The organism is Bacillus sp. FSL W7-1346, assembly GCF_038593335.1.
In the GTDB taxonomy this organism is placed as follows: Bacteria; Bacillota; Bacilli; order Bacillales; family Bacillaceae; genus Bacillus; species Bacillus altitudinis.
The window spans coordinates 3,394,409-3,418,652 of sequence record NZ_CP151988.1; the positions used below are offsets into that span (position 1 = coordinate 3,394,409).

Genomic DNA, 24,244 nt, shown 5'->3' on the forward strand with positions numbered 1-24,244 from the left:
AAAAAGCCCGACCTGACAGGGACGGACCTCTTTTTAGGTCGACTGAACACATTCAGTGACATTTATTTGACTTTTTTTTGAACCTTTTCGAGTAACTCATCTTCTGTTGGTGCGGATAATGGGCGATTGTTCACAAACGCAAAAGCCTTTTTTCGTCCTGGACCGCAATACGATTGACAGCCAATCTCAATTTTTGCATCAGGGTCAACCGATTTAAGTCGAGGCAATAACGTTTTTAGGTTCGTCGCATCACAATCGTCACATACGCGAAACTCATTAGCCATGTTCTTACGCTTCCTTTCAATGATGAAACTTCATTTCTATATGAAACAGTTGGACAACTAAGAGTGAATAATATACCACCCAACATTGTACATCGAAGCGATTGGAGTTGCAAGAAGCATTGTCAGCACAGAGACGTATTCACATAAAAGCTAGTATTTTCCACTATCCTTTTAGCAAACTTGTATAAACCTTCTTCAACTTGGCTAATCTAATACCATCAAATCTTATGGGGGTTTAAACACATGTCAAAACAAAGACAAGATGCTTGGTCAGAGGAAAATGATCTCCTTCTGGCAGAAACCGTCTTACGTCACGTCAGAGAGGGCAGTACACAACTGAACGCATTTGAAGAAGTTGGAGACAAGCTAAACCGTACCTCAGCGGCATGCGGATTTAGATGGAATGCTGTCGTGAGGCATCAATATGAAAAAGCATTGGCACTTGCCAAAAAACAGCGTAAACAACGCATGCGTGCACTCGGCAATGGACAGCCTGCGAAAAAACGTTTGCTCTATCAGCCGCAAGTTGAAGAAACGATCACACAGGAAGAGTTCTCTCAAGAACTGGAACCTGCGCAAGAAGAAACATTTGCACCTGCAGCCGAAACAGCCGAACAGCTTCAGTTTGTGGATCAAAGCTACAATGAAGAGTTAGCTAGTTTATCACATTTATTGTCACAGGCTTCTCAAGTGACAGAGAAAAAGCCAGAAGCCAATCCATTTGGGCAGCGCCAAGAGTTAACCATTGAGGATATCATTGATTTCTTACGCCGCTATGAAGGCGATGGACAGCAATCATCTGCCTTACGGATGGAAAACAGCCGGTTAAAACGAGAAAACAACGAACTTTCACATAAAGTCACGCAGCTAGAAGCTGAAGTGAAAAAGCTTGAAAAGGATCAGCTCACCATTCAAGAAGATTATGAAACACTCGTCAAAATCATGAACCGTGCAAGAAAACTAGTTTTGTTTGAAGAGGACGACAGTGCCGCACCAACCTTTAAAATGGACCGGAACGGCAACCTTGAAAAAATGGCAGAATAAGCAAAAAGTGCTCCCCACCTGCGGGAAGCACTTTTTTAAATATCCAAAAATAGCATCACGCTAAAAAGGACATTGATCAAGAAGACGAACATAAAAATGTACCTAACTTGCCTCACCTGAAAATCACCAAAGATAAAAATATAAAGCCCTGCGATACCAAGCGTCAGTACAGGCTGAAGAAACGGCACGAAAAGCGAAATGCCGTAACCGGCTCCTATGATGACAGGAAGCCATAGTAAATAGAGGTAACCGCCATTTTTAGATTTCAAGAAACCACTCCCTCTCTTTCTTCTATCTGCTTGATTTCAGGCTGAACAAACTTGAGTCCAGCCATTGTACGTCTGCGTTTTTGTGATGTCCAAATCGCAATCGCCGGCTGATCCGTTAGAGATTCTGTGTCAATGGTGATCAGCACTTGCCCATTTAATTCAATTGAATCTTCAAACTCAATTTTGCACCCAGATAAACTGATATCATGTATGATCACCGGCACCTTCTCTTCTAGTCGGTCCTCATAGGCGATCGTGCCTGTCACACCTTGCAATGGCCTTCTCATCCATTTGCGCCGCAGAGCCTTTGGTACCTTCTCCGTTTCTCTTAAAAAGCGGAGAAACGTGCGAACAGCATGAGATTTTTTCTCACGATCCGTCACCGCTACATGCTCTCGTGTGAATAAGAAACGGATCAGTGATAAATACTCTGATTTTTTTGTGTCAGTAAAAGCAACACCAACCATCAGCTTGTCTCCCTCTGGATAGCTCCAAACCACGTCACACGCCACACTTTCATCCTCTGAAAAGAATAATTGCGTTTGTCCTTGATAAAGAGAAGACGCTTGGTCCAATGGAATGGATAGACGCGCACCTGAATCACTCATATCTAGTAGAAAACAAGCCATCGACTGATCTTGATGATCAGAACGAAGATGCCCCTCTTTTTCAATGATAAATCGCTCTGATTTCCGATAACGCGGTCGATCAAACGCCACAAGCAGTGCCATGAATAAACCTGCACCGTTATAAAGCACCCAAAAAATATTAATCAACATGAGATCAGCGTTCATCGTCCCATTTACCTTCACATCGTAACCTATTTTCACAAGGGCAAGCAATGAGAGCAACAAGAAGATCAGATGGGGAATCATCGTTTTTAAATGGAAATGCCTTTTGTCCGTTTGAATTCCCTTCGGTGTCACCAGAAATTCAACCCGTTTTTTCAAGAACAGTTCACTGAGTGCCACACCAGCTAAGTGGAATGCCATTGAACTTTCATAAATATGACTCCAAAACATACTTCTTTTTTGATTCGACACAAGTTTAAATGCTAAATACGAGCTAAAGAACGCCGGCAGCCAAAACATGAAAACGGACTGGAAATCTGCCCAGAAACTTTGAATACCAAACAATAAAAACAAAATCGGTGTGAGAATATAAATCATTTTAAATAAACCGTTAAACCAATACACAATGCCATCTAAATAAAGAACGCGCTGCATAATCGTTAAACCGCGCACCTTCAAAGGATTAAACTTACGGGCACACTGAATGTTCCCTCTCGACCAGCGATCTCTCTGCTTTAACAGATCAAGCCAGCTTTCAGGTGCCAGACCGACGGCTAATACTTCTCCGACAGACACAGATTTGAATTTCCCCTGGAGAAGCATTCCTGTTGCCATGTCTTCTGTAATCACTCCAGTAGCAAATCCGCCAATTTCATCTAATGCCGTTCTTCTAAATACCGTATTACTCCCAACATACATGACGGCATTAAACCGATCCTTACCAGCTTGGAGAGTTTGCATGAAGAAGTCCTGCTCATTTGGAATTCGATCTTTCGAGAACATATTATATTGGAAAGGATCTTCGTTATAAAACGCCTGTGGAACTTGAACAAACGCAGTTGCTCCATCATGAAAATAGGGCACTGTTTTTTCTAAAAAGGAAGGAAGAGGGACCATATCTGCATCAAGTGTCAGAATCAGCTCTCCATCCGTTTGAGACATCGCATGATTTAAATTACCTGCCTTAGCAAATCTGTTATCTGTTCTTGTCAGATAATGGACACCAAACTCAGAAGCAAGCTGCTCTACAGCTTCCCTATTGCCATCATCACATAAATAAATTTGAACGCTTTCCTTCGGATAAGAGAGATTCAAACAACCTGCAACAGTGCGTTTCAGCACCTCAATCGGTTCATTATATGTAGCTATGAAAATATCAACTGTTGGCAGCCTTTCAAGATCACTAATCATGACTTGTTTCCGATTTGAAGGCTTCCAAACAAGTGTATAAAACACAAGCAGCTGGATAAACCCAATGCATTCACAGGCAACAAGCAAAATGCCCATGACAATATTAAAAGTACCTTCATGCGGCAATGTAAAGAAGAGACGCCAGCAAATATAGGCAGCATTTGTTAACACACATAGCACAATGATGATTTTTTTCACAGTAGAAGCCATTGGCTGGATACGATATATCATATACAAAAGAGACAAAATACAAAGCATAAACAGCGGGTAATACGTGGTGATGAATGACAAAACATTTTCCTTCTTTCTTATGTCATAAAGGACTATCACATATAAAATGTCATAGCAAAGGAGGGGATTCTTTCATAACATTGCCCCTCCATTTCTATATAAATCATTTCCACAATCGATCTAACTGATTTGAATAAAAGTCAATGGCCTTTCGATAACTCAAAATAGCAGGATCGTTTGTCGTCTCAGTTAAACAGTTCAGTAATATTTCCATTGCTTTGCTATGTTCATTTAAATTATACAAAGTCATGGCATAAAACGTTTGAATGGCTTTATTATGCGGATAAGCTTCCATCGCATGGAGGAATATCTGTTTTGACTTTTCATATTCCCCTAAGGTTCTGTACGTACTTCCTAATCCTAAAAAAGCATCTTCTCTTTCTTCTGAAGACAAACCTAGCTCAAGCGCCCTCTCATAAAAAAAGACAGCTTGTTTTTCCTTCCCTAACACATCATAACTCCAAGCACATTGATAGTGAATGGAGGCATGATCTGGATACTTTTCTACAAGACGGATGAGCATGTCATTGGATTCTTGAAGTTGTCCACTTTCTCGAAGTTCAATCGCTTTCAGAAGTTTCGTTTCCATTACATCACCCCTATTTTTAAGATGGCTGGAAAGATATGTTTACGAGAACACTTTCTCATTCCGCTCAATCATCCGCGTCATGTTTTTCTCAAACTCCAGCTGTTCCTCGGTGGTCAACCCTGAAGCGGTCAGTTGCTCGCTCAGCTTTTGAAGTTCTTCTAGTAAAAGACGCATGAGAAGCGCACAGTCAATGGGTTCTCCAGTTAATTCTGATAGGGATGCCATCGTATCAGGCTGTATATCAGGGAATACCGCTTTCACCTCATGCCGTTTATCCTTTAAGGCCGCCTCATAAAAACGGCGAATCAAATCAGCTCGTTCCCGGCCGCTTCCATCTGCACACAAATAGATTTGCACAGCGACCCCTCCGCGTAATCTACGCTGAGAAATGCCGGCAAATTTCTTTCCATTGATGCTCAAATCGTAGCTACCGGGACAGTAAGAGCCGACAATTTCATAGGCTTCAATGTCCACTTCATACATCGACAGCATCCGGCGGATCAATTCCACCATCGCATCATATCCTCGGTCAATATCAATGCCCTTCTTTTGTTCCGCAAAGATTAAAGACACATTTAGTACGCCTTCATCCAGCACAACAGCAAGACCGCCTGAATTGCGTACAATGACGCGATATCCCTCTTCCTCAAGAAGCTTTACACCCTCTTGGAGAAATGGAAGCCTTGTATCCTGAATCCCAAGAACGATCGTATTGTGGTGCACCCAAGAACGCGCTGTGGCTGGTGAGAGCCCTTTCCCAACCGACGCACAAAGCGTATCATCCATTGCAAAGGATTGCTTCGGGTCCACATAGAGACCAAGGCTCGATTGATCTATGATTCGCCATGTCGGCTGTGTCAATAACTCAATAGGTTCATTTTTCATGTCCTGCATATCCTCTCGTTCATAAACTGTGTTTATTATAACATGGAGGGAGAATGAGAGAGAAAAAAGCTCTATGACAAAGAACGTCACAGAGCTTTTCAACTGGATGCTTTGGTTTTTTTGTTCTTTCTTTTCGAAATGAAATAAACAGCTGCAATCAAAACGACAGGAACCCCAACCACGAGGCCCGCAGCGATCAATGTGTTCCACGGCAAATCGATCATCTCCTTAATAGACTAAACTTCTATGCAACAGCCGTGACTTACCCAGCTTAACAAGTCTTCAGCCACCAATTCCGCATGCTGAGGGTCCATCACACCAACATCGACAATCCACACTTTTTGCTCCTCTTCTGCCTGCCGCATAAGAAATACTCGCCCGCCGCCATCGTCACCAATGGCTACATAGCCGCTTGCATAATGATGGACTTCCCATGTTTTATTGCGTTCCACTATGTCTTCAGTTCCGTATAAAAGCAGGTCGCCTCCAATGGAACATCCATTTGATTGTTTCAGTAAGACTTGATGGGCATGAGGAAACATCATATTTAGTTCAGCTTCTGCCTCTTTGATATGTATGTCACTTGCTGGTTCGTTTACATGCATATTTAGGATTTGATGTAAATTGAGCATTTTAAGAGCCTCCTCTATGTTAAGCAGCCGATTTTTTCATCACCCTTTTATACAGACGAAGGAGCAATTCTAAAGGTAAGCAGAAAATGACCACATCGAGTATAAAACCTAACCATAGAATTTCAAAAGCATGATGTCCGTGTTTTTGTCTGATCTGTATACCTTTCTATACAAAATGTGTAGATTATTCGTTATTGTTTGTTCTTAAAAATTCTATGCTAATTCTATCAACTTTTATTTCAACAGTTTTATTTATTAATTCAGGAAAATCGATGAAATAATCATCCTCGTCAGTAAAAATTATGCCCGCATCAATTTTATCCTCTTTTAGCAAACCTCTTAAATAATATTCATATCCTGAATCAATGCGTTCAATCTCTTTCTTCTCTATCGGAATTTCATGAATTATCAATTCATCTAATATAGTAAATCCTATAGATACTGGATAACTTTTTCCCACTTCAATTTCATACGGACAAATATCAGCAAATCCTGTAAATTCTATTCCATTAATCTCAATGGTTGTTTCCTCTTCAATCTGAGGATCAAGTCTTTTAACTAAACAGTCGTATACCATAATAAACCCTCACTCTCTAATCTGATGGATTGATGACTGGAATATTTTCACCATTAATTGTTTTCCATATCTTTTTACCACTCTGAGTATGGTAAGTTGTAATTTCATTTTTATTATTTGTACCTACAAATTCAAACTTAGCCCTACCATGTTTATTATTACCCATAAATTTGACATACCCTGTCCTTATTTCACCTTTATATTGATACTTGACCTTGATGCCGCTATTAATAACCTCTTTTGCACCCTCAAGGTATTCGTTAGCATTTTTATATAGTCCTGAGAACTCTTTTCCGTGCTTATCAAAATGCCCTTCTAATTTTGCACGATCTGCAAAGGCTGAGGGCGGTTTTTTTATATCCTTAACCGGCTTCTCAACCCTCTTCACCACATTCTTCCCTTGATCAATCTTAAAGACATATTTCCCGCCCTTAATGATTTTCATAAATGGGATAATAGAGGCTGCGGATAGGGCTTGGTCGGTGCTGCTAATATTTTTGCTGGTTTCTAGGTCTTTACCAGTAATGGCTCGGTAGCCGTCGTAGATGCCGCTGTATTCTAGGATGATGTTTTCAGTGATTGAGACTACTTCACCGTCTAATATGCGTTTAGCGTTGCCACGGCTGCGGCTTTCTGGAATTTTGTCGACTTCTTCTATTCTTACTTCGCCGTTTGCGATATACGTTCGGATGATTTGTTTATTGGCGTAAACGGTGTATCTCCCGCCTATAAAATCAATGTCAGACGGATCTGTGACTACTTCATCAGCGATGTCGAATTCTTTTAGCTTTTTGATGCCTTTTACGTTATATAGTTTACCATTTACGACCCTGATGTCACTATGAATCTTACTTTTCCCGCTCACAGCTTCTTTTTGTAATGTCGTAAGCAATGGATCGTTTGCTTTGACTTGCTTGTTGACGTTTCGGAGGGTACCTCTATGAACCACCGTATCCACATTCGCCTGTTCTTTCTCATTCAATTTCTTCAGCATGATCATCATCGGGTTTTCTTTCGTGTTGTCTATTTTGTCATTCAATCCGCTGATCGTGCTGCTTATTTTTTCTTCTTTTGTGTCTTTGAAAATAGATCCCTTTTGATAGCTCGTGATGTCGATTTTGGGACCGGTGAACATGGTGCTTAGCGTGTTGATGTATTGCTTCATTGTTTGCAATGCACTTGTTGTTTCATTCATAGCACTTGTTTGTTCTCTGTCAAAGGCATGGAGCAGTCCAATGGTTCTGGATGTCTCAAGCCACGCTTTTTGATAGCTCTGTTGAAAAGCAGACTCGTCTACATGAGGCAAGTGAACGATATGACTGACCCTGCCGATCGCCTGGCTCACATCTGAAACAATGTCAGAAATCGCTCGCTCTGCTTTTTTTAAACCTGAATCAAGTTCGTGTTCAATAAATGCTTGTGATATAAAGCCGTGCTGATTTGATTCAAGGGTATGAAGCGCCTGCTTTGTTTGTTTGAGCGCAGAGCTGTATTCCTCAATGACAACCTGAAAAAATTGCAGGAAGGGAATATGGCATTCTGTATAAAAGGAGCGGATGGCTTGTCCCGCCTCTCCCTTTAGTGCGCCATCAAGTGAGATGATCTGTTGGATTTGTTTTTCAATGGAGCTAATCTGTTGTGATTGCTGCTTTAATGTATTCAGCGTTTGGTCAATTCCGTTTATTAGCGCAAAAGCATCAAGGGTTTTCATTGCGTTCTCCTTTATTTTCTTTTACTGCTGGAAGCAAGCGCCTGGTCCGTTTCGATCATGGTGTTCACCGCTTGTTCTGTTTGTACAAGTTGTTTCTGAAGAATGTCTATATAGGATGTACTTAATTCGTTCAGCTGCTGATTGATTTTTTCTAATGTGTCTGCCGTCAGGAGCTGATTTCTTCCTTTGATGGTTGTTGGAAGTGTTGCATTCATTTGAGCGCCTGATTGTTTTGCATGCTGTAATACTCGTTTGACCTGACTGGCATCTATTTTAATTTCTCTACTCATGTGACTACCCTCTTTTTTCTTCCAGTTGTTTCTGCTTTTCTTTCTCTATTTTTCTTTCAACCGAATGAATTTCATGTTCTAATGAATGGATCTCTGATTTTAAGTCGCTAATTTTCTCATCAATTCGATTCACTAGATTGGTCAGCTGTACACTTTTTATCTCTTGACTGGCGGATGCCATCTCGTCTCGAATGTCATCAAACGTATCTGCGAGATGGCCAAACCATGTATGTGATGTCAGTTCTGGATGAGTCATTTTCTTGTTAGCATCTGCCAGAGCAGACTTTGCTTCTTTGATTTCTTTTCGACACATGTTCAGTTCTATGATTTGTTCTTTTTTTATGGATATGTCTGCCTTTAACGAATACAAGGCTGTTGTATAACCGATGATAGCTCCAGACATCGTCAAACACCTCTATTCCTCAAATAGTCCTCCGTTATGTTACCATTTACTAGCACAAGAGGCATATGATTGAAAACGAATTTACTTAAAAATGAATCGTATGTATTGGGTTTTTATACCTAATTCACATAAAAAAGCTGAATCCTTCGATAGGATCCAGCTTTTGATGGTTATTTTAAAGTTTCAGTGACTGATGCTGAGTCATGATCGTTACATGCAGCGTCTTTCTTCTCAGGGATATAATGGAGTGAAAACCCGACAAGGCTAAAAAAGGCACTTAACACCAGTGTTGGGTTTTTAAATAGGTTCGTACTAGCAATGATCATATCTCCCTTTTGCAAGAGAATTCCTAGTATTTGACCGAATACCAACAACGTTCCTGACGTTAGGAATAGGACAAGCAGCACTTTAAATAAGAATTCCATCAATACTCTCATCTGTTTCTCCTTTCTATACGGGAAGTATCTCCATTCCAATGAGCCAGCCAATGCCAACGATCGGAAGCATATAATAGAGGATCAGTGGGATAAAGGTTTTTTCTGGTCTGGCCCCTGCAAGACCAGAAGCGATAAATATGGACCCTGATGCAGGCGGGGAAGCGCCTTCAGTTGATGAAAAAGCAAGAATGGCAACTACAGCCACAACTGGGTCCACTCCAACTGAGATTAAAGCTGAAAATGAGACAAGCCCAACTGCTGTTAATGTCGCTGTTGAAGATAGAGGGCCAGCCACCAGTGTGACAAGAACACCCACAATGAGCACCATGAGCCATTTCGGAATGGCAAGTACTGATGTGATTTGCGTCAAATCATCTGCGAGCCCTAATTCTGCAAGTACTTGACTAGCAGCCACTGCAAACAGCATCAAGGCTCCGATCGTTGTAAACTTAGGAATAGCCGACTTGAAAAACTGAGACCAATCAAGTGCAGACGCCTTTTTTCTTCCAATTGTTAGACTAATTAATATCATGAGAATCGGAATCCACGTAATTAAAGAAATTTGATCCATTGCCTCCGGTCCGATGTTTGGATTACTTTTTAAGTAGTTTGCAAACGGACCAATGGTGATCATGATAGGAATCAAGGCACCGAAAAAAATAAAGATCGACTTCCACCCTTGTTTTACCGCTTCCCAGAAAGGAAGAATATCATCTGGCGGCATGGCCTGAATTTTATTCTTTTTCACCAGAAGATACACCAAAATAAATCGGTATACGACTTGATACAGTCCTCCTATTAGAAGGGCAATATATAAATCTCCCTCAGATACAAGGGCGGCAACTGGTGCAAACCCAAGCATGATAAACATGGAAGAGTTCGGAGGCAGTGCCGCTCCAAGTCCGCCATTCCCTGCTAGAATCGTGGCCGTATGGGTCCGGCTCCACCCGGATTTAATCATCCAAGAGGCCGTGATAGAGCCAGTCGCAGCTGTGTTTGCAGAATTTGAACCTGAAAGAGCGCCTAACACTGCTGAACCTAACGTACTCATATAAGCTGCTCCACCAGGTAGTTTCCCTACAACAGAATTCAAGATTCGTAAGAGTGCATGAATTAATTCCAACTTTTCGATTAAATAGGCCATGAATACAAATGCGACAGCTGCATAAAGCACCTCATATGTGGATGCAAATATTAAACCATCCCAGAAAAGTCTTAACGCATCCCATCCGCCAAATAATGTGGTCGCAATAAAGCCTAATAGCATGGCTTCTCCCATATTCCGTTTCACCATAACATTCCATATAATGATGACAGCTATGAACACAATCAACGCAATAAAACCCATATCGTTTCTTCGCCTCCCCTTTATAAAATAAAACGCTTACAATTTATTCCCCTTGCTGCATCACGTCAATGACTTCTTCCCAGCTAGCAGGTTTTACCCCGTCAAATCGTTCAGCAAAGTGAAAGTCTGCTAATCTCTCAAGCTTCTGTTGTGCTGCCCGAGACATACTAGCATCAATCTCTGCTTCATCTAGCATTTCAATAGAGCCAAGCAGCTCAACCGCCCGTCTTTTTGCATGCAATGCACTCCCTGTCACAAGACGGTTCATGGTCTCTTCAAAACTTTTGCTATCGATTGTATCGCTTAGTGAAGAAATCACTTGATGTTCCACATTATATTTTTTGGAAATTTCCAAAAATTCAATCAAGAGACCGACAATCCCCTTCATATAAATGCTTCTGATTAGCTTTAGTGCCGAAGCATCTCCTGGCTGGTCACTAATTTTTGTGATATTCATGCCATAAGCATTCATCACTTTCATGAATTGGTCAACTCCACTGCCGCTTGCCGTGATCGGAACCTTGTGTTTGTTGATTGGAAGAGGCCCTAGCATGGCGGCATCTACAAATAGAGCTTCTTGCTTTTCAATTTCGTTTGCTACTTGTTTTTTGATGTCTGGTGTTGATGCCGATACATCGACATATAATTGATTCTTTTTCAAACTTCCCGATACGGATTGTGCCACTTCTAAGGTTTTATTCGCTGGCACAGCTGCAATCACAAGATCAGATTTCTCAATGACTTCGCTAATACTGCTCGTTAATTGAACGCCTGTTTGCGATGCTTTTTCTTTCAATGAGCCAGCTAATTTCTCATTTTTTAATAGGACATCATACGCATAAAATTGATTTAATCCTTCTGTTTTCAATCCCGTTGACAGCTCATATGCTGCTTCTCCATATCCGATAAAGCCTATCCTCATCACAGATTCCCCTATCCTTGAAATTTTTTCATTCTGCCTTCCAGCCATGCCGGTGCTAAGAGACTGATGTCTTGTTTTCCTTCGTCCACATACTGTTGAATCGTTTTTAATCTCTGATGTTCATACGCTTGTTTCTCTTCCGCTAGTGTCAGCAGGTGTTCCGCCTTTTCCTTTGGAACGATGACGACTCCATCATCGTCAGCAATCACTAGATCACCTGGGGCTACTTTGACACCGCCGCACGAGATGGTTTGATTCAATTCCCCAGGACCATCTTTAAAAGGTCCGTTTGGCATAAATCCCTTGCTGTAGATTGGAAAAGCCAGCTCCTCTAAAGAGAGTTTGTCGCGAACAAGCCCGTCAATCACGATTCCTTCTATTCCTACAGCCTTTGCTGAATGTGCCATCAATTCCCCTAAATAGGCATGACCCTTATGGTCTTTCCCATCAACAATCAATACATCTCCTTCTTTAGCAGAGTAGATCGCTTGATGAAGAAATAAATTATCCCCTGGCCGTAAGCTAACAGTAAAAGCTGTGCCGACTACATTCATGCCTTTCGCAACTGGTTTGATTTGATGATCCATCGCGCCGGTGCATCCCATTACGTCTGACAGCAAGGTCGAGTTAAGCTTTTTTGCCCTAGCGATAAGATCATTTGACACGAAATGAACAGTACTCATTGTTTCCATCATCCCCTTTGAGTTATATTCATTACACTTATTTTTATTAAAGTAATATTTATTACTTTTGTGATATGATCATACCACCTCATTTTCAATTAGTAAAGCGCTTTCAAAAATAAAAAAATGAGTTCCACACGACTAATGTGTTGTGTGGTAACTCATTTTCGTTAACATATGATTGATTTGATCTAAACGTGGTTTTGTTCTTTCAGGATCATTCATCGCTAAGGCACTTAAAATGTAATCGACGATAAAGATAGCAGATACGACAGAGTTATGAGAGCCTACACTTGCTGAGGAACATGGTAATACATATTGTGCATATTTGGTTAATGGAGAGCTGTAGCTGTCTGTGATTAAAAGCACTTCCACCCCATAAGACTTCGCTACTTCGAGCAAGTCCTTCATGCGTTTTGCATACCGCGGATAGCTGACCGCTATAATGAAATCATCAGAATGAAAATGAACGAGATCATCCACCCAGTCGCTTTTGTCTGCATCAATGTATTGGCAATTCCCCAATAACCGATTGATTCCGAGTGACAGATACTCACCAACAGGTCTTCCACTTCGAACACTTGTACACAAAACGTGGCGTGCGCTGGCTATTTTCCCAACAATCTGCTGAAAGGTTTCTTCCGTGATATTGTCTAGTGCATACTGGATATTTTGAAATTGCAGTTCTACATGGTCATGCAGGAGCTTATTCTTATTTGAATGCTTGAGATTCGCTTCAAGTCTCGTTTGAGGGTCGGCTTTATGCTTCATAGCTGACTGAAGCTCTTTTTGGAACTCAGAAAAACCGGAATACCCCATCGCAGCAGAGAATCGCATGATCGTTGCTGTACTCGTCCCGACTTTTGACGCCAATTTATCGACAGTTAAAAAAGCGACTTCCATTGGATTTTGTACGATATAATCTGCAATTCTCCTCTGCGCATCGGTTAAAAATGCGACCTTATGCTGAAGTTTATATATTAAATCCTCCATTATAGCACCTGCCTATCCTATCGGCTTTATCTACGATTCGTGTTTTCTTTTCACCCTTTATTGTACACATTTGGACAAAATAAAAAAACAGCCAGCACGAATCTATCGTACTGACTGCTCTAGTCGAGATGCTATTTTATAGTGCTTGAGCTGCTGTGATAAGCGCAAGATTGTAAACGTCTTCGGCATTACAGCCTCTTGAAAGATCGTTTACTGGCTGATTTAGACCTTGTAGGATTGGACCTACAGCTTCAAAGTTACCTAAGCGCTGGGCAATTTTGTAGCCAATGTTTCCAGCTTCAAGGCTAGGGAAAACAAATACGCTAGCATCGCCTTTGATGACGGAATCTGGTGCTTTTTTCGCTGCCACTGAAGGAACGAAAGCTGCATCGAATTGGAACTCTCCATCAAGAACAAGCTCAGGTGCTTTTTCTTTTGCAATGCGAACCGCTTCAGATACTTTGTCTGTTTCGTCTGATTTTGCTGAACCTTTTGTAGAGAAGCTAAGCATTGCTACACGTGGTTCGATGTCAAACATTTTTGCTGTGTTTGCACTTTCGATCGCAATTTCAGCAAGATCTTGGCTGTCTGGTGCAATGTTGATCGCACAATCAGCAAACACATATTGCTCTTCGCCGCGAGCCATAATGAAGACGCCAGAAGTTTTCTTTACGCCTTCTTTTGTTTTAATGATTTGAAGTGCTGGGCGCACTGTATCAGCAGTTGAGTGTGCTGCTCCGCTTACAAGGCCGTCTGCAAGACCTTTATACACAAGCATTGTACCGAAGTAGTTTTCATCCAGTAATGCTTTTCTCGCTTGCTCTTCTGTCGCTTTGCCTTTACGTCTTTCGACGAAAGCTTGCACAAGATCTTCAAAACCTTCATATGTATGAGGATCATACACGTCAACACCATCAAGTGTAAGACCTAATTCTTTTGCTTTTGCTTCTACTTCTTCTTTCTTACCTACAACAATTGGCTGCAATACTTTGCCATCTGCTAGTTTTTGAACGGCTGTTAGAATGCGTTCGTCCATTCCCTCAGGAAAAACGATCTTAACTCCTTTACCTGCAACCTTTTCCTGAACTGTTGAAAAAATATCTGCCACTTCAATACCCTCCTTGATTTTACAAAAAAAGCGTTCTCTTTTAAGCATACTCTTCTTCTACATAAATTCAAACTACCAACTTACATTATAGCGCTTACAAATTAAATTCTTATTTTTCAAACTAATTAAATCAATTTCTAGAAAAGCGTTTTCGTCGTTCAAGTTTTGATCACATCTTCATTTGGACAAACTATGTTATAGTTGGAACAGATGGAAAACTGTAAATAGGAGTGAAAGAAATGAGCGAACAACATACAACAAATGAAGCAGCTCAAACACTAGATGGCTGGTATGCGCTGCATGATTTTAGAACGATCGACTGGACAGCTTGGAAGCTGCTGACAAGCGATGAGCGTCAAGCCATCATTCATGAGTTCACAGGTCTATTAGAAAAATGGAAAACAGCCGAACACCATCAGGCTGGAAGCCAAACAATCTATAGTATTGTCGGCCAAAAAGCAGATATTATGCTCATGATTTTACGTCCGACCATGGAAGAACTAGGTGAAATTGAACTTGAATTCAACAAGACACGACTAGCCGAGTTTACGATTCCAGCTTATTCTTACGTGTCAGTTGTTGAACTCAGCAACTACTTAGCAGGAGGCGGAGATGGCGGAGACCCTTACGAGAACCCACATGTACGTGCGCGCCTCTATCCTGAGCTTCCTTCTTCTCAATATGTCTGTTTCTATCCAATGGATAAAAGACGTTCTGGCAATGACAACTGGTACATGCTTTCAATGGATGAGCGCAAATCCCTTATGAGAAGTCACGGCTTAATTGGCAGAAGCTATGCTGGGAAAGTAAAACAGATCATTACAGGTTCTGTTGGCTTTGATGATTATGAGTGGGGCGTCACTCTTTTCTCTGATGATGTGCTTCAATTTAAAAAATTGGTTTACGAAATGCGATTTGATGAAGTGAGTGCACGTTACGGCGAATTTGGTTCCTTCTTTGTTGGAAACCGATTAGCAAACGAGCAGCTAGCGTCTTATTTCCATGTATGATAAACTCTTAAGGCTTCGGATCTCTCCGAAGCCTTTTTATGTATTTGTTTAGAAAGGTGATCTCATCATGAAAAACTTCCCCATCGCTATTTTTGCGTTAACGCTCGGTGCGTTTTCGATTGGCATGACTGAATTTGTGATCATGGGACTTTTGCCAAATGTCGCAAATGATCTTCATGTATCTATTTCTGCTTCAGGTCAGTTGATTACCGGATATGCACTCGGTGTCGCAGTTGGCGGCCCTATTTTAACGTTATCAACTGGAAAAATGTCGAGAAAACGTCTCCTCATTCTATTAATGATTCTTTTCGTAGCAGGAAATGCTGTCGCAGCTGTATCGTCTTCTTATGATCTATTGATGGTTGCACGTATTTTAACGTCATTTGCTCATGGTACCTTCTTTGGTGTCGGCGCCATTATGGCTGCACGGCTTGTTCCTAAGGAGCGAAGCGCAAGTGCGATCAGCTTCATGTTTACAGGACTGACAGTAGCCAATGTACTGGGTGTGCCATTTGGCACCTTTATCGGAAATCAATTCGGCTGGCGCATGTCATTTCTCGTCATTGCCGTCATTGGTCTCATTTCCTTAATCGGTATTATCAGTTTAGTACCAAATCAATCGAAAGAAGAAGTATTAGATATTCGAAATGAAATATCGGTGTTGAAAAAGCCGCAGGTCCTCGTCTCCTTTGCGATGACGATTTTTGGTTTTGCGGGTGTGTTTACCGCCTTTACGTATATCAGCCCGATCCTGCTGCAAGTGACTGGCTTTCAGGAAAACGGGGTCACCCTCATTCTTGTCCTCTTTGGGCTTGGGGTCACCATTGGGAATTTAGTCGGCGGAAAGCTTGCCGACTGGAAGCTGATGCCGAGTATTATCATCACATTGATCTTGCTGATGGCTGTTCTGTTGTTATTCACATATACATCTGCCTTTAAAGTGCCTGCCGTGCTGACGATTTTTGTGTGGGGAATTATTTCATTTATTCTCGTTCCTACCTTGCAATTCCGCACGATGAACATGGCACATGAAGCCCCGACACTCGCATCAACGCTCAGTCATTCTGCCTTTAATATTGGAAATGCTGGCGGTGCAGCGCTTGGCGGTCTTGCTATTGAAATCACACATTTACAGCTTGTCCCGCTCTTTGCGGCAGGCGTGACATTCATTGGATTGATCATTACGATCATGAGCTATCAGTCAGATAAACGAATCAAAAGGACCTGAGGGCAGGTCCTTTTTCTATTTCACCACGGTCATTTCTGGCTCTTCTATTTGTTTCACACGTTCCTGAATGGGATGGGTAAAGGAATGCTCTGATAAGACAATATGGGAGACCGTTTTTGTAAAGCCAGACACATCTTGAATAAAGGCTTCAATTTCTTCAAGAGAAGAAACAGACAGCTTAATGAAAAAACAGGACTGTCCTGCCACTCGATAAGCAAAGAACGCACGTGGATGCTGGTTCATAAATGTCACAAAACGCTGATACTCCCCATTTAATACGGTGACTTCCAGTAAACAGTCTATCATCAGACCCAGCTTTTTATAATTGACTTGAACAGAATACCCTTCGATAATCCCTGCATCCTCTAGTTTTCGCACTCTTTCTGCTACCGCAGGCGCCGATAAATTCACTCGTTTGGACAATTCCCTCATTGATAAGCGGGCATCTTCTCTCAATTCGTTTAAAATATGCACATCCACATCGGTGATTTTCATTCGTTACGCTCCTATCCCAAAATCGTTCCATTTGAAAAGTATTTTATGATGATACTTATGATACGAAATGTAAAATAAAACTAAATAATGGTAGAATTTATTTTAACGGAATTGAATGAAAAAGCAAGTATGGAGGGATCACTTGATGAAAGAATCTTTAGACAGCCAGGCTTCTAAAACATTTCCCATCACACTTGCCATTGCACTCACACTTGGCGTTTTTGCGGCGGGATCGGAGGAACTGGTGATTTCACCACTGCTGCCTGATTTATCAAACTCCTTTCAGCACTCTCTTGATGTTCTGGCTCTTTCCATCAGCATTTATGGGTTAGCTGTGCTGGTTGGAGCTCCACTGCTCGTTCCTTTAGGAGACCGATATTCAAGAGAGCTGTGTTTGATAATTGGGCTGTCCTTCTTTTTAATCGGAACAGTGATGTGTGCTGCTGCCCCAAATTTGGCCGTGTTTTTTGCAGGCCGTGCTATTTCTGGGCTGGCAACTGGTGTATTTGTGCCAACAGCCTATGCTCTTGTGGGCGACCGGGTTCCATACGAATATCGCGGCAAAGTGATGGGACTCATTGTATCGAGCTGGTCTCTTTCTCTTGTCCTTGGTGTGCCCATTGGCGCCTTTATCGGCCAGAGTTTAAACTGGCGCTGGACGTTTTGGATCTTCGCTATGATGAGTCTCATTGTCCTGCTACTCGTCATCCTTGAATCAAGAAAACAAGTCAGAGCAGCTGATCCGAAGGCACCTCAAGCTAGAGAGAAAACAGGCGCTTTATGGGGAGCTTTGAAAATCGATCGTGTGCCTGCCTATTTGACTGTGACGTTTTGCAATATGCTTGGATTTTACGGCATGTACTCGTTTTTAGGTGCTTATTTGCAAAGTCTGTTTGATGGCGGACAATCAACAGCTGGACTTCTTATTATGGCTTATGGCGTCGGCTTTTCTATGAGTATGTTTACTGGAAAATTAGCAGACTGGTTCGGTAAAACTCGTTCCCTTGTCTTTGTGCTGGGTGGAATTGCGGTTGTTCTAGCCTTGCTTCCTTATGCGCCATTCTCGTGGATGTTGCTGATTTTCGCCCTATTTATTTGGGGTGCTATGCAAAGCTTATCTGTCACGCTTCTAAGCACCGTTCTAAGCGACTGCTCTCAAACCCATCGCGGGAAAGTGATGGCTTTTTACAGCCTGGCCTCCAACCTTGCTGTTATGCTCGGTTCCGCACTGATGGGACCCGTTTATGTCCATTTCGGATATCATACGGTAGGTCTTGTCTGTGCATTGATCACACTTGTTGGTTTTATCATCAGCTTCGGCAGCTATAAACGAGAACGCGCCTTACAGAAAAAACAGCCAACTACACTTGAAACGTAAGCACATTTCACTGCACATCTCGATATGTGCAGTTTTTTAGATCAATTTTTAATATAATCGCAAAATACATTTTTTATAAAATTTGTTGACAATTGCCAATTTTAAATTTTATAATCTAGTAAAAATTTGAAAAAGATTGGATGGTAAACATGATCCTAAAGAATGATGATGTGTTTCATTTCAAAGAAGAGCCAAGCCCTTCATCTAAGATGTTTACAGTCAACACACTAGGCCCTAAGGGGACAAGCAGTGAATACGCAGCAAAACATTTCATCTCTCAATCCACCACTACACTCGGCACTCATACGAAACTATCCCTTTATGACACATTCGAAACTTGCATTGAACATACTCTCTCTCAACCACTTCAATTTACTCTCGTTCCACACGCATATGAAGGCATCAAACACTTCTACATGAGACCAGATCTACAGCTTTTACAAATTTTCAGATGTGACACGCCCATGTATGGTTTGGCTGTCAGACCTGATTTCCCATTCAATGAACAAATGCTCCACCATTTAAAAATTGTCTCACATCCTGCACCTGTCAATTTAATTCAATATTTCATTCACCAAAATGCTGAATTTGAACTTGTTAATTCTACAAGTACTGCCGCGCAGAAAGTAAGGGACGGCGAATTTGATTTTGCTTTAACGAATGAGGTGGCAAGAGCCACATATGGCCTCATCTTCATTCGAACGTTTAAAAGTATACCCATGAGTTGGTCCATATTCGGAAAAGGAGAGATATAAGATGCAAACTGAACAAAAGACGCAAGAACGATATTTTCCTCAAGCGAAAAAATTAGAATGGGATAATGGCGTTATCCAATATTCCACTGTAAGAGGCGGTACGGAAGTGTTAATTTCATACGTCCCTCCCCACACAATCATTGAACCTCACGAACATCCCGAAGCACAAATCGGCATTGTATTAAAAGGCGAGCTTCAAATGACTGTCGGCCAATCGACTCAACTGCTCACCCCATTAGAATCAGCCTATATCGCACCACCGTTTGTCCCTCACGGCGCTTCAAATCTGACAGATGAAGAAGTGATCGCCATTGATATTAAGAGATTAAAGGATGACGAAGAATATACAGCTCCCCCCACTTATTTCTTAGACATTTTCAAAACACGGGATTTACTCCCTGGCATGGAAGTGACTTTTTTTGTGGAAGATTGGATGGAGCTGATGATTGCCAATATCCCTGGAAACGGCGGAGAAATGCCTTTTCATAAACATAGAAATGAACAAATCGGCATTTGCATCAGCGGAGGGTATGATATGACGATCGAAGGCTTTACAGAAAAGATGGAATTTGGCACCACCTATTTCTGTGACCCAAGGGAAGATCATGGGGCCATCAATCCAAAGCCAGAAGCATCAAAGTCTATTAATCTCTTCTTCCCTCCTCGCTATAATCGCTTGAAGCCAAAGGCATCTAAGGTGAAGAAATGAAGCTGGATGGAAAAGTTGTCCTCATTACAGGAGGTGCGTCGGGGATTGGGCTTGCTGCCGTCAAGCTCTTCCTCGAGAATGGAGCAAAAGTAGCTGTCGCTGACATCAATGAAAGCAGCGGCAACCAACTCATTGAATCATTGCCGCATGAGCACCTTGCATTTTTTAAAACAGATATTACGAAGGAGTCTGACTGTCACCAAACCGTTCAGAACGTGCTGAGCCGATTCGGTGCCATTGATGTCCTCATTAACAATGCAGGCATCGAAATTGTCTCACCTATTCATGAGATGGCACTGGAGGATTGGCATCGTATTCTTCAGGTCAACCTGACCGGCGTCTTTCTCATGAGTAAGCATACATTGCCGCATATGCTTGAAAAGAAGAGTGGAAGTATTATCAATACCGGATCTGTCGGAGGTCTTGTGGGCTGGCCTGACATTCCGGCATACAATGCAACAAAAGGCGGTGTCATTCAGCTCACCAAATCAATGGCCATCGACTATGCCGCTCATCAAATCAGGGTAAATTGTATTGCCCCTGGCATCATTGATACGCCACTAAATGAAAAGTCCTTTTTAGACAATCACACAGAAAGTCTCGAGATCGTCAAAAAAGAAAAAGCAAAGGTGAATCCTATGCTGCGGCTTGGAAAACCTGAAGAAATTGCTGGCGTGATGCTGTTTCTCGCCTCTGACCTATCCAGCTATATGACTGGAAGTGTCGTCACTGCAGATGGCGGTTACACCGCTAGATAAAAGGAGTGCTTTCATTGAGTAAAAAAACTGTACTTGTCATTGCTGACTTAGGAGGGTGCCCGCCTCATATGTTTTATGAAAGCGTGGCGGCATCATACCATATCGTTTCTTATATCCCAAGACCCTTTGCGATTACAAAGGGACATGCCGAGCTAATCGAAAAATACTCCATTGCGGTCATCAAAGACCGTGATTATTTTGAGACACACCCTTCTTTTGAACACCCTGATTCTATTTACTGGGCACATGATGATTATCCAAAATCAGAAGAAGAGGTTGTGGAAGACTTCATTCAAGTGGCTTCCTTTTTCAAAGCAGATGCAATCACGACCAATAATGAATTATTCATTGCACCGATGGCAAAGGCCGCTGAACGTCTTGGGCTACGAGGTGCCGGTGTCAAGGCAGCCGAAATGGCGCGTGATAAAAGCCAAATGAGGGCTGCATTCAATGCCTCTGGCGTCAAAGCGGTGAAAACTCAGCCTGTCACGACTTTATCTGATTTCCAACAAGCCATTGAGTCTATCGGAACACCGCTCATTTTAAAGCCTACATATTTAGCCAGTTCTATTGGCGTCACCTTGTTTCATGACAAAGCCGGAAGTGATGACTTGTTTTTACAAGTACAATCGTATTTGGAAACCATACCAGTCCCAGACGCTGTCACGTATGAAGCACCGTTTGTCGCTGAAACGTATTTAGAGGGTGCTTACGAAGATTGGTATCAAGATGAAGGTTATGCTGATTATGTCAGTGTAGAAGGGCTGGTCGTAGAGGGCGAATATCTCCCTTTTGTCATACATGATAAAACCCCTCAAATCGGCTTTACAGAAACGGCTCATATCACTCCGACGATCTTAGACAATGAAGCAAAGCAAATCATCATTGAAGCAGCAAGGAAGGCAAATGAAGGGCTAGGTCTTGAACATTGTGCAACCCATACAGAAATCAAACTCATGAAAAATCGAGAAACTGGACTGATCGAATCAGCGGCTCGATTCGCTGGCTGGAATATGATCCCGAATATTAAAAAGGTCTTTGGCGTCGATATGGCCAAGCTATTGATTGATGTATTAGTTGATGGAAAAAAGGCTGTACTGCCAAAACAACTGCTTTCTGGACATACATTTTATGTAGCGGACTGCCACTTGTATCCTCAGCATTTTAAAGAGAGTGGGCACATACCACCTGAATCCACACATATCACCATTGATCATGTGTCTATTCCGCAGGAAGCATTCGTTGGAGATACTGCGATTGTCAGTCAATCATTCCCTGCCAAAGGGACTATGGTGGATCTTGATTTATTTGAAGCTTTTAATGGAATCGTATCTCTTGAATTAAAAGGATCATCCTCACAAGATGTTGCCGCGTCCATCCGCAACATTCAGAAACAGGCAACGATTCAGTTAATGGATGAATTAGTGAAGGGATAGAAAGAGAGGCTGCTGTGGTGAAAATGTTAGCATCTAAAATGATTGAACGGCTGCCTGAACAGAAATTCGGCACCGTCTTTGAAAAAATAGCTCAAAAGACAAAAAACGGAGCAAACATCATGAATCTAGGTCAGGGGAACCCTGATCTACCAACCCCTCCCCATATCGTGAGTGCCCTACAGGAGTCAGCGGGTGTTTTGCCATTTCAACAATATGCCCCTTTTAGAGGCTTTGACTTTTTCAAACAAGCCATTGCAGATTTTTATAGATCGGAATTCGGTGCTGAGATTGATCCGCAGAAGGAAATTGCTCTTTTCACTGGCGGAAAAACGGGGCTGTATGTCATGAGTCAGTGTCTGCTTGATCCAGGAGATATCGCACTCGTTCCCGATCCAGGATACCCTGAATATCATTCAGGCATTTTGATGGCGGACGCCAAGCCATACAGTATCAAACTTGAAGAGAAAAATGGCTATTTACCAGATCTCTCCTCAATTGATCCTGACATAGTCAAAAAAGCAAAAGTACTGTTCTTGAATTATCCGAATAACCCCACGGGTGCTGTCGCAAATGAGGCATTTTTCGAAGAGGTTGCTGCCTTTGCGGCCGCTCACGAGCTGTATGTTATTCATGATTTTGCCTATGGTTCATTTCATTATGAACAAACACCCGTGAGCTTCATGAATACTCCTCTCGGGAAAAGTGTAGGAGTCGAATTATATTCTCTATCAAAGACATTTAATATGGCAGGATGGAGAGTCGCTTTTGCTGTTGGAAATGAGGAGATCATCCAAGCCATCAACACCTTCCAAGACCACGTGTTTGTTAGTATGTATGGCGGATTTCAACACGCTGCGACTGCTGCCTTGCAAAGTGATGACTGTCATATTCAATCATTAAAGGCGATATACCTTGAACGAATCAATTTCTTCATCCGGCAAGCGGCGAGAAAGCTTGGTTGGACAATCGAACGTCCACCCGGCGCCTTTTATTTATGGGCTCCGATTCCTGATGACTTTGAACATTCTCATGCCTTTGCTGACTATTTACTCGAACATGCCGATGTTGTCGTCACGCCTGGAGGAGTATTTGGAGCCAATGGAAGCCGTCATGTACGCATTTCCATGGTTGCCCCGATTGAGGAGCTTGCTCTCTTTATCGATCGCCTGTCCATCCTCCCCATTCGATTTCATCAAAAAACCCGCCTATAGCGGGTTTTTTCAGTTTATATACTTTTCATCGTTCCACCGTCTACGGAGATTTGTTGCCCTGTGATATAAGAAGCTTCCTCTGATGCCATAAAAGCTGCCAATGACGCCATCTCACTCGCTGAGCCTACTCTTTGCATTGGGATACCTGATGCGACAGATTGTACAGCCTGCTCTCGTGACAATGCCTGCTTCGTCATCATATTGCCGATAAATTGTTCATACCGATCGGTTGCAATAAAACCTGGATTTAAACAATTTACCGTAATACTAGACGACGCAAGCTGTGTGGCTGCATTTTTACTGGCATTAATAATCGCTGCATTCATCATACTATTCGTAAACATTTGTTCACCAGGTTCCTTCCACAGGTTCCCGACAATTTGAATGATCCGTCCATATTCATGTCTTTTCATCAATGCGGCTGCACGCTTCATTGTATCTACGTAGGCGATGGCTTTTTGGGAGAAAGCAGCCAGCATCTGGTCAGTTTCACATGAATCAAATGTATCTGGTTTTCCTCCTGGAATGTTATTGATCAGCACATCGAGTCTGCCAAACTCCTTTTCTATTTCTTCAAAGGCTTCCGACCTCACCGCTTCAACCGACATATCTCCACAGAATAGAGACAGCGGTTCCTTTGTTTCTGTCATATCTTGAATGTGCTGTTTCGTCTGTTCAAGTGAGTCCATATTTCTAGAGTTGATGATCACCTTCATATCGCTCTGAGCGGCAAGTTTTATTGCGATTGCCTTTCCAATGCCTGTACTTGCCCCTGTTACAAATGCAATTCTTTTAGACAAACTCATCCACATCCCT

The 24,244-nt window shown here is 42.1% G+C and carries 27 protein-coding genes; 9 read left to right on the forward strand and 18 right to left on the reverse strand.

Annotated elements, in window-relative coordinates; translation table 11 throughout:
- Positions 1-62: 62 nt before the first annotated feature.
- A complete protein-coding gene (locus NST09_RS17510; protein WP_003215259.1) occupies positions 63-284 on the reverse strand; it encodes a DUF1450 domain-containing protein in 222 nt (73 codons plus the stop codon).
- Between the two features lie 243 nt (positions 285-527).
- On the opposite strand from NST09_RS17510, the gene NST09_RS17515 reads away from it, so the two are divergent.
- Positions 528-1,328 (forward strand): RsfA family transcriptional regulator, encoded by an 801-nt coding sequence (locus NST09_RS17515; protein ID WP_035702384.1) that lies wholly within the window; start codon positions 528-530, stop codon positions 1,326-1,328.
- Between the two features lie 35 nt (positions 1,329-1,363).
- On the opposite strand, the gene NST09_RS17520 is transcribed toward NST09_RS17515, so the two are convergent.
- The 15 genes from NST09_RS17520 to pta form a co-directional block, all read right to left on the reverse strand.
- Positions 1,364-1,597 (reverse strand): DUF5970 family protein, encoded by a 234-nt coding sequence (locus tag NST09_RS17520; RefSeq protein WP_008343557.1) that lies wholly within the window; start codon positions 1,595-1,597, stop codon positions 1,364-1,366.
- On the reverse strand, positions 1,594-3,870 hold the full coding sequence (locus tag NST09_RS17525; RefSeq protein ID WP_342493158.1) for a glycosyltransferase: 2,277 nt from the start codon (positions 3,868-3,870) through the stop codon (positions 1,594-1,596). Before NST09_RS17525 ends, NST09_RS17520 begins: the two co-directional genes overlap by 4 nt.
- A 103-nt stretch (positions 3,871-3,973) precedes the next feature.
- On the reverse strand, positions 3,974-4,459 hold the full coding sequence (locus NST09_RS17530) for a tetratricopeptide repeat protein (protein WP_017360088.1): 486 nt from the start codon (positions 4,457-4,459) through the stop codon (positions 3,974-3,976).
- 39 nt (positions 4,460-4,498) lie between these two features.
- Positions 4,499-5,344, reverse strand: coding sequence for a lipoate--protein ligase family protein (locus tag NST09_RS17535; RefSeq protein WP_074042138.1), 846 nt, complete (start codon positions 5,342-5,344; stop codon positions 4,499-4,501).
- Positions 5,345-5,580: 236 nt separating this feature from the next.
- Complete coding sequence (locus tag NST09_RS17540) at positions 5,581-5,994, reverse strand: SMI1/KNR4 family protein (RefSeq protein WP_342493559.1); 414 nt, start codon at positions 5,992-5,994, stop codon at positions 5,581-5,583.
- A 166-nt stretch (positions 5,995-6,160) separates the two neighbouring features.
- Positions 6,161-6,553 (reverse strand): hypothetical protein, encoded by a 393-nt coding sequence (locus NST09_RS17545; protein WP_236810128.1) that lies wholly within the window; start codon positions 6,551-6,553, stop codon positions 6,161-6,163.
- Between the two features lie 16 nt (positions 6,554-6,569).
- A complete protein-coding gene (locus tag NST09_RS17550; protein WP_342493159.1) occupies positions 6,570-8,264 on the reverse strand; it encodes a T7SS effector LXG polymorphic toxin in 1,695 nt (564 codons plus the stop codon).
- Positions 8,265-8,275: 11 nt separating this feature from the next.
- Positions 8,276-8,554: a YwqI/YxiC family protein gene (locus tag NST09_RS17555; protein ID WP_052320443.1), complete on the reverse strand. Its 279-nt coding sequence runs from the start codon at positions 8,552-8,554 to the stop codon at positions 8,276-8,278.
- Between the two features lie 4 nt (positions 8,555-8,558).
- On the reverse strand, positions 8,559-8,957 hold the full coding sequence (locus tag NST09_RS17560; protein WP_017368249.1) for a DUF5082 family protein: 399 nt from the start codon (positions 8,955-8,957) through the stop codon (positions 8,559-8,561).
- A 170-nt stretch (positions 8,958-9,127) separates the two neighbouring features.
- Positions 9,128-9,394 (reverse strand): hypothetical protein, encoded by a 267-nt coding sequence (locus NST09_RS17565; RefSeq protein ID WP_008343586.1) that lies wholly within the window; start codon positions 9,392-9,394, stop codon positions 9,128-9,130.
- 13 nt (positions 9,395-9,407) lie between these two features.
- Positions 9,408-10,742: a TRAP transporter large permease subunit gene (locus NST09_RS17570; RefSeq protein ID WP_017368250.1), complete on the reverse strand. Its 1,335-nt coding sequence runs from the start codon at positions 10,740-10,742 to the stop codon at positions 9,408-9,410.
- Positions 10,743-10,785: 43 nt separating this feature from the next.
- Complete coding sequence (locus tag NST09_RS17575) at positions 10,786-11,664, reverse strand: prephenate dehydrogenase/arogenate dehydrogenase family protein (RefSeq protein ID WP_065461263.1); 879 nt, start codon at positions 11,662-11,664, stop codon at positions 10,786-10,788.
- 11 nt (positions 11,665-11,675) lie between these two features.
- The gene (locus NST09_RS17580; RefSeq protein ID WP_079919313.1) at positions 11,676-12,347 is read right to left on the reverse strand and encodes an RraA family protein; all 672 of its coding nucleotides are present in this window, start codon (positions 12,345-12,347) and stop codon (positions 11,676-11,678) included.
- A 141-nt stretch (positions 12,348-12,488) separates the two neighbouring features.
- Entirely contained in the window at positions 12,489-13,340 is an 852-nt protein-coding gene (locus NST09_RS17585; protein WP_046344706.1) for a MurR/RpiR family transcriptional regulator, read from the reverse strand.
- 136 nt (positions 13,341-13,476) lie between these two features.
- Positions 13,477-14,448: a phosphate acetyltransferase gene (gene pta / locus NST09_RS17590; RefSeq protein ID WP_008343597.1), complete on the reverse strand. Its 972-nt coding sequence runs from the start codon at positions 14,446-14,448 to the stop codon at positions 13,477-13,479.
- A gap of 239 nt (positions 14,449-14,687) precedes the next feature.
- Here pta and hemQ point away from each other — a divergent pair, with 239 nt between their 5' ends.
- Entirely contained in the window at positions 14,688-15,458 is a 771-nt protein-coding gene (hemQ, locus tag NST09_RS17595) for a hydrogen peroxide-dependent heme synthase (protein ID WP_007497744.1), read from the forward strand.
- 67 nt (positions 15,459-15,525) lie between these two features.
- Positions 15,526-16,686: an MFS transporter gene (locus NST09_RS17600; protein WP_074041786.1), complete on the forward strand. Its 1,161-nt coding sequence runs from the start codon at positions 15,526-15,528 to the stop codon at positions 16,684-16,686.
- 15 nt (positions 16,687-16,701) lie between these two features.
- Here NST09_RS17600 and NST09_RS17605 read toward each other — a convergent pair whose 3' ends face one another.
- A complete protein-coding gene (locus NST09_RS17605) occupies positions 16,702-17,181 on the reverse strand; it encodes an Lrp/AsnC family transcriptional regulator (protein ID WP_008343601.1) in 480 nt (159 codons plus the stop codon).
- 145 nt (positions 17,182-17,326) lie between these two features.
- On the opposite strand from NST09_RS17605, the gene NST09_RS17610 reads away from it, so the two are divergent.
- From NST09_RS17610 to NST09_RS17635, 6 genes are all read left to right on the forward strand, one after another.
- Complete coding sequence (locus tag NST09_RS17610; RefSeq protein WP_342493160.1) at positions 17,327-18,559, forward strand: MFS transporter; 1,233 nt, start codon at positions 17,327-17,329, stop codon at positions 18,557-18,559.
- Between the two features lie 149 nt (positions 18,560-18,708).
- Positions 18,709-19,314, forward strand: a complete 606-nt coding sequence (locus tag NST09_RS17615; protein ID WP_081114236.1) for a bacilysin biosynthesis protein BacA — start codon at positions 18,709-18,711, stop codon at positions 19,312-19,314.
- A 1-nt stretch (position 19,315) separates the two neighbouring features.
- Positions 19,316-20,023 (forward strand): cupin domain-containing protein, encoded by a 708-nt coding sequence (locus tag NST09_RS17620; protein WP_008343606.1) that lies wholly within the window; start codon positions 19,316-19,318, stop codon positions 20,021-20,023.
- Positions 20,020-20,781 (forward strand): SDR family NAD(P)-dependent oxidoreductase, encoded by a 762-nt coding sequence (locus NST09_RS17625; protein ID WP_052320449.1) that lies wholly within the window; start codon positions 20,020-20,022, stop codon positions 20,779-20,781. The genes NST09_RS17620 and NST09_RS17625 overlap by 4 nt, the downstream gene beginning before the upstream one ends.
- Positions 20,782-20,795: 14 nt before the next feature.
- A complete protein-coding gene (locus NST09_RS17630) occupies positions 20,796-22,217 on the forward strand; it encodes an ATP-grasp domain-containing protein (RefSeq protein WP_136944621.1) in 1,422 nt (473 codons plus the stop codon).
- Positions 22,218-22,234: 17 nt separating this feature from the next.
- On the forward strand, positions 22,235-23,428 hold the full coding sequence (locus tag NST09_RS17635; RefSeq protein ID WP_342493161.1) for an aminotransferase class I/II-fold pyridoxal phosphate-dependent enzyme: 1,194 nt from the start codon (positions 22,235-22,237) through the stop codon (positions 23,426-23,428).
- A gap of 14 nt (positions 23,429-23,442) precedes the next feature.
- Here the strand turns inward: NST09_RS17635 and NST09_RS17640 are convergent, their stop codons facing one another.
- A complete protein-coding gene (locus NST09_RS17640; protein ID WP_017360109.1) occupies positions 23,443-24,234 on the reverse strand; it encodes an SDR family oxidoreductase in 792 nt (263 codons plus the stop codon).
- Positions 24,235-24,244: the final 10 nt, after the last annotated feature.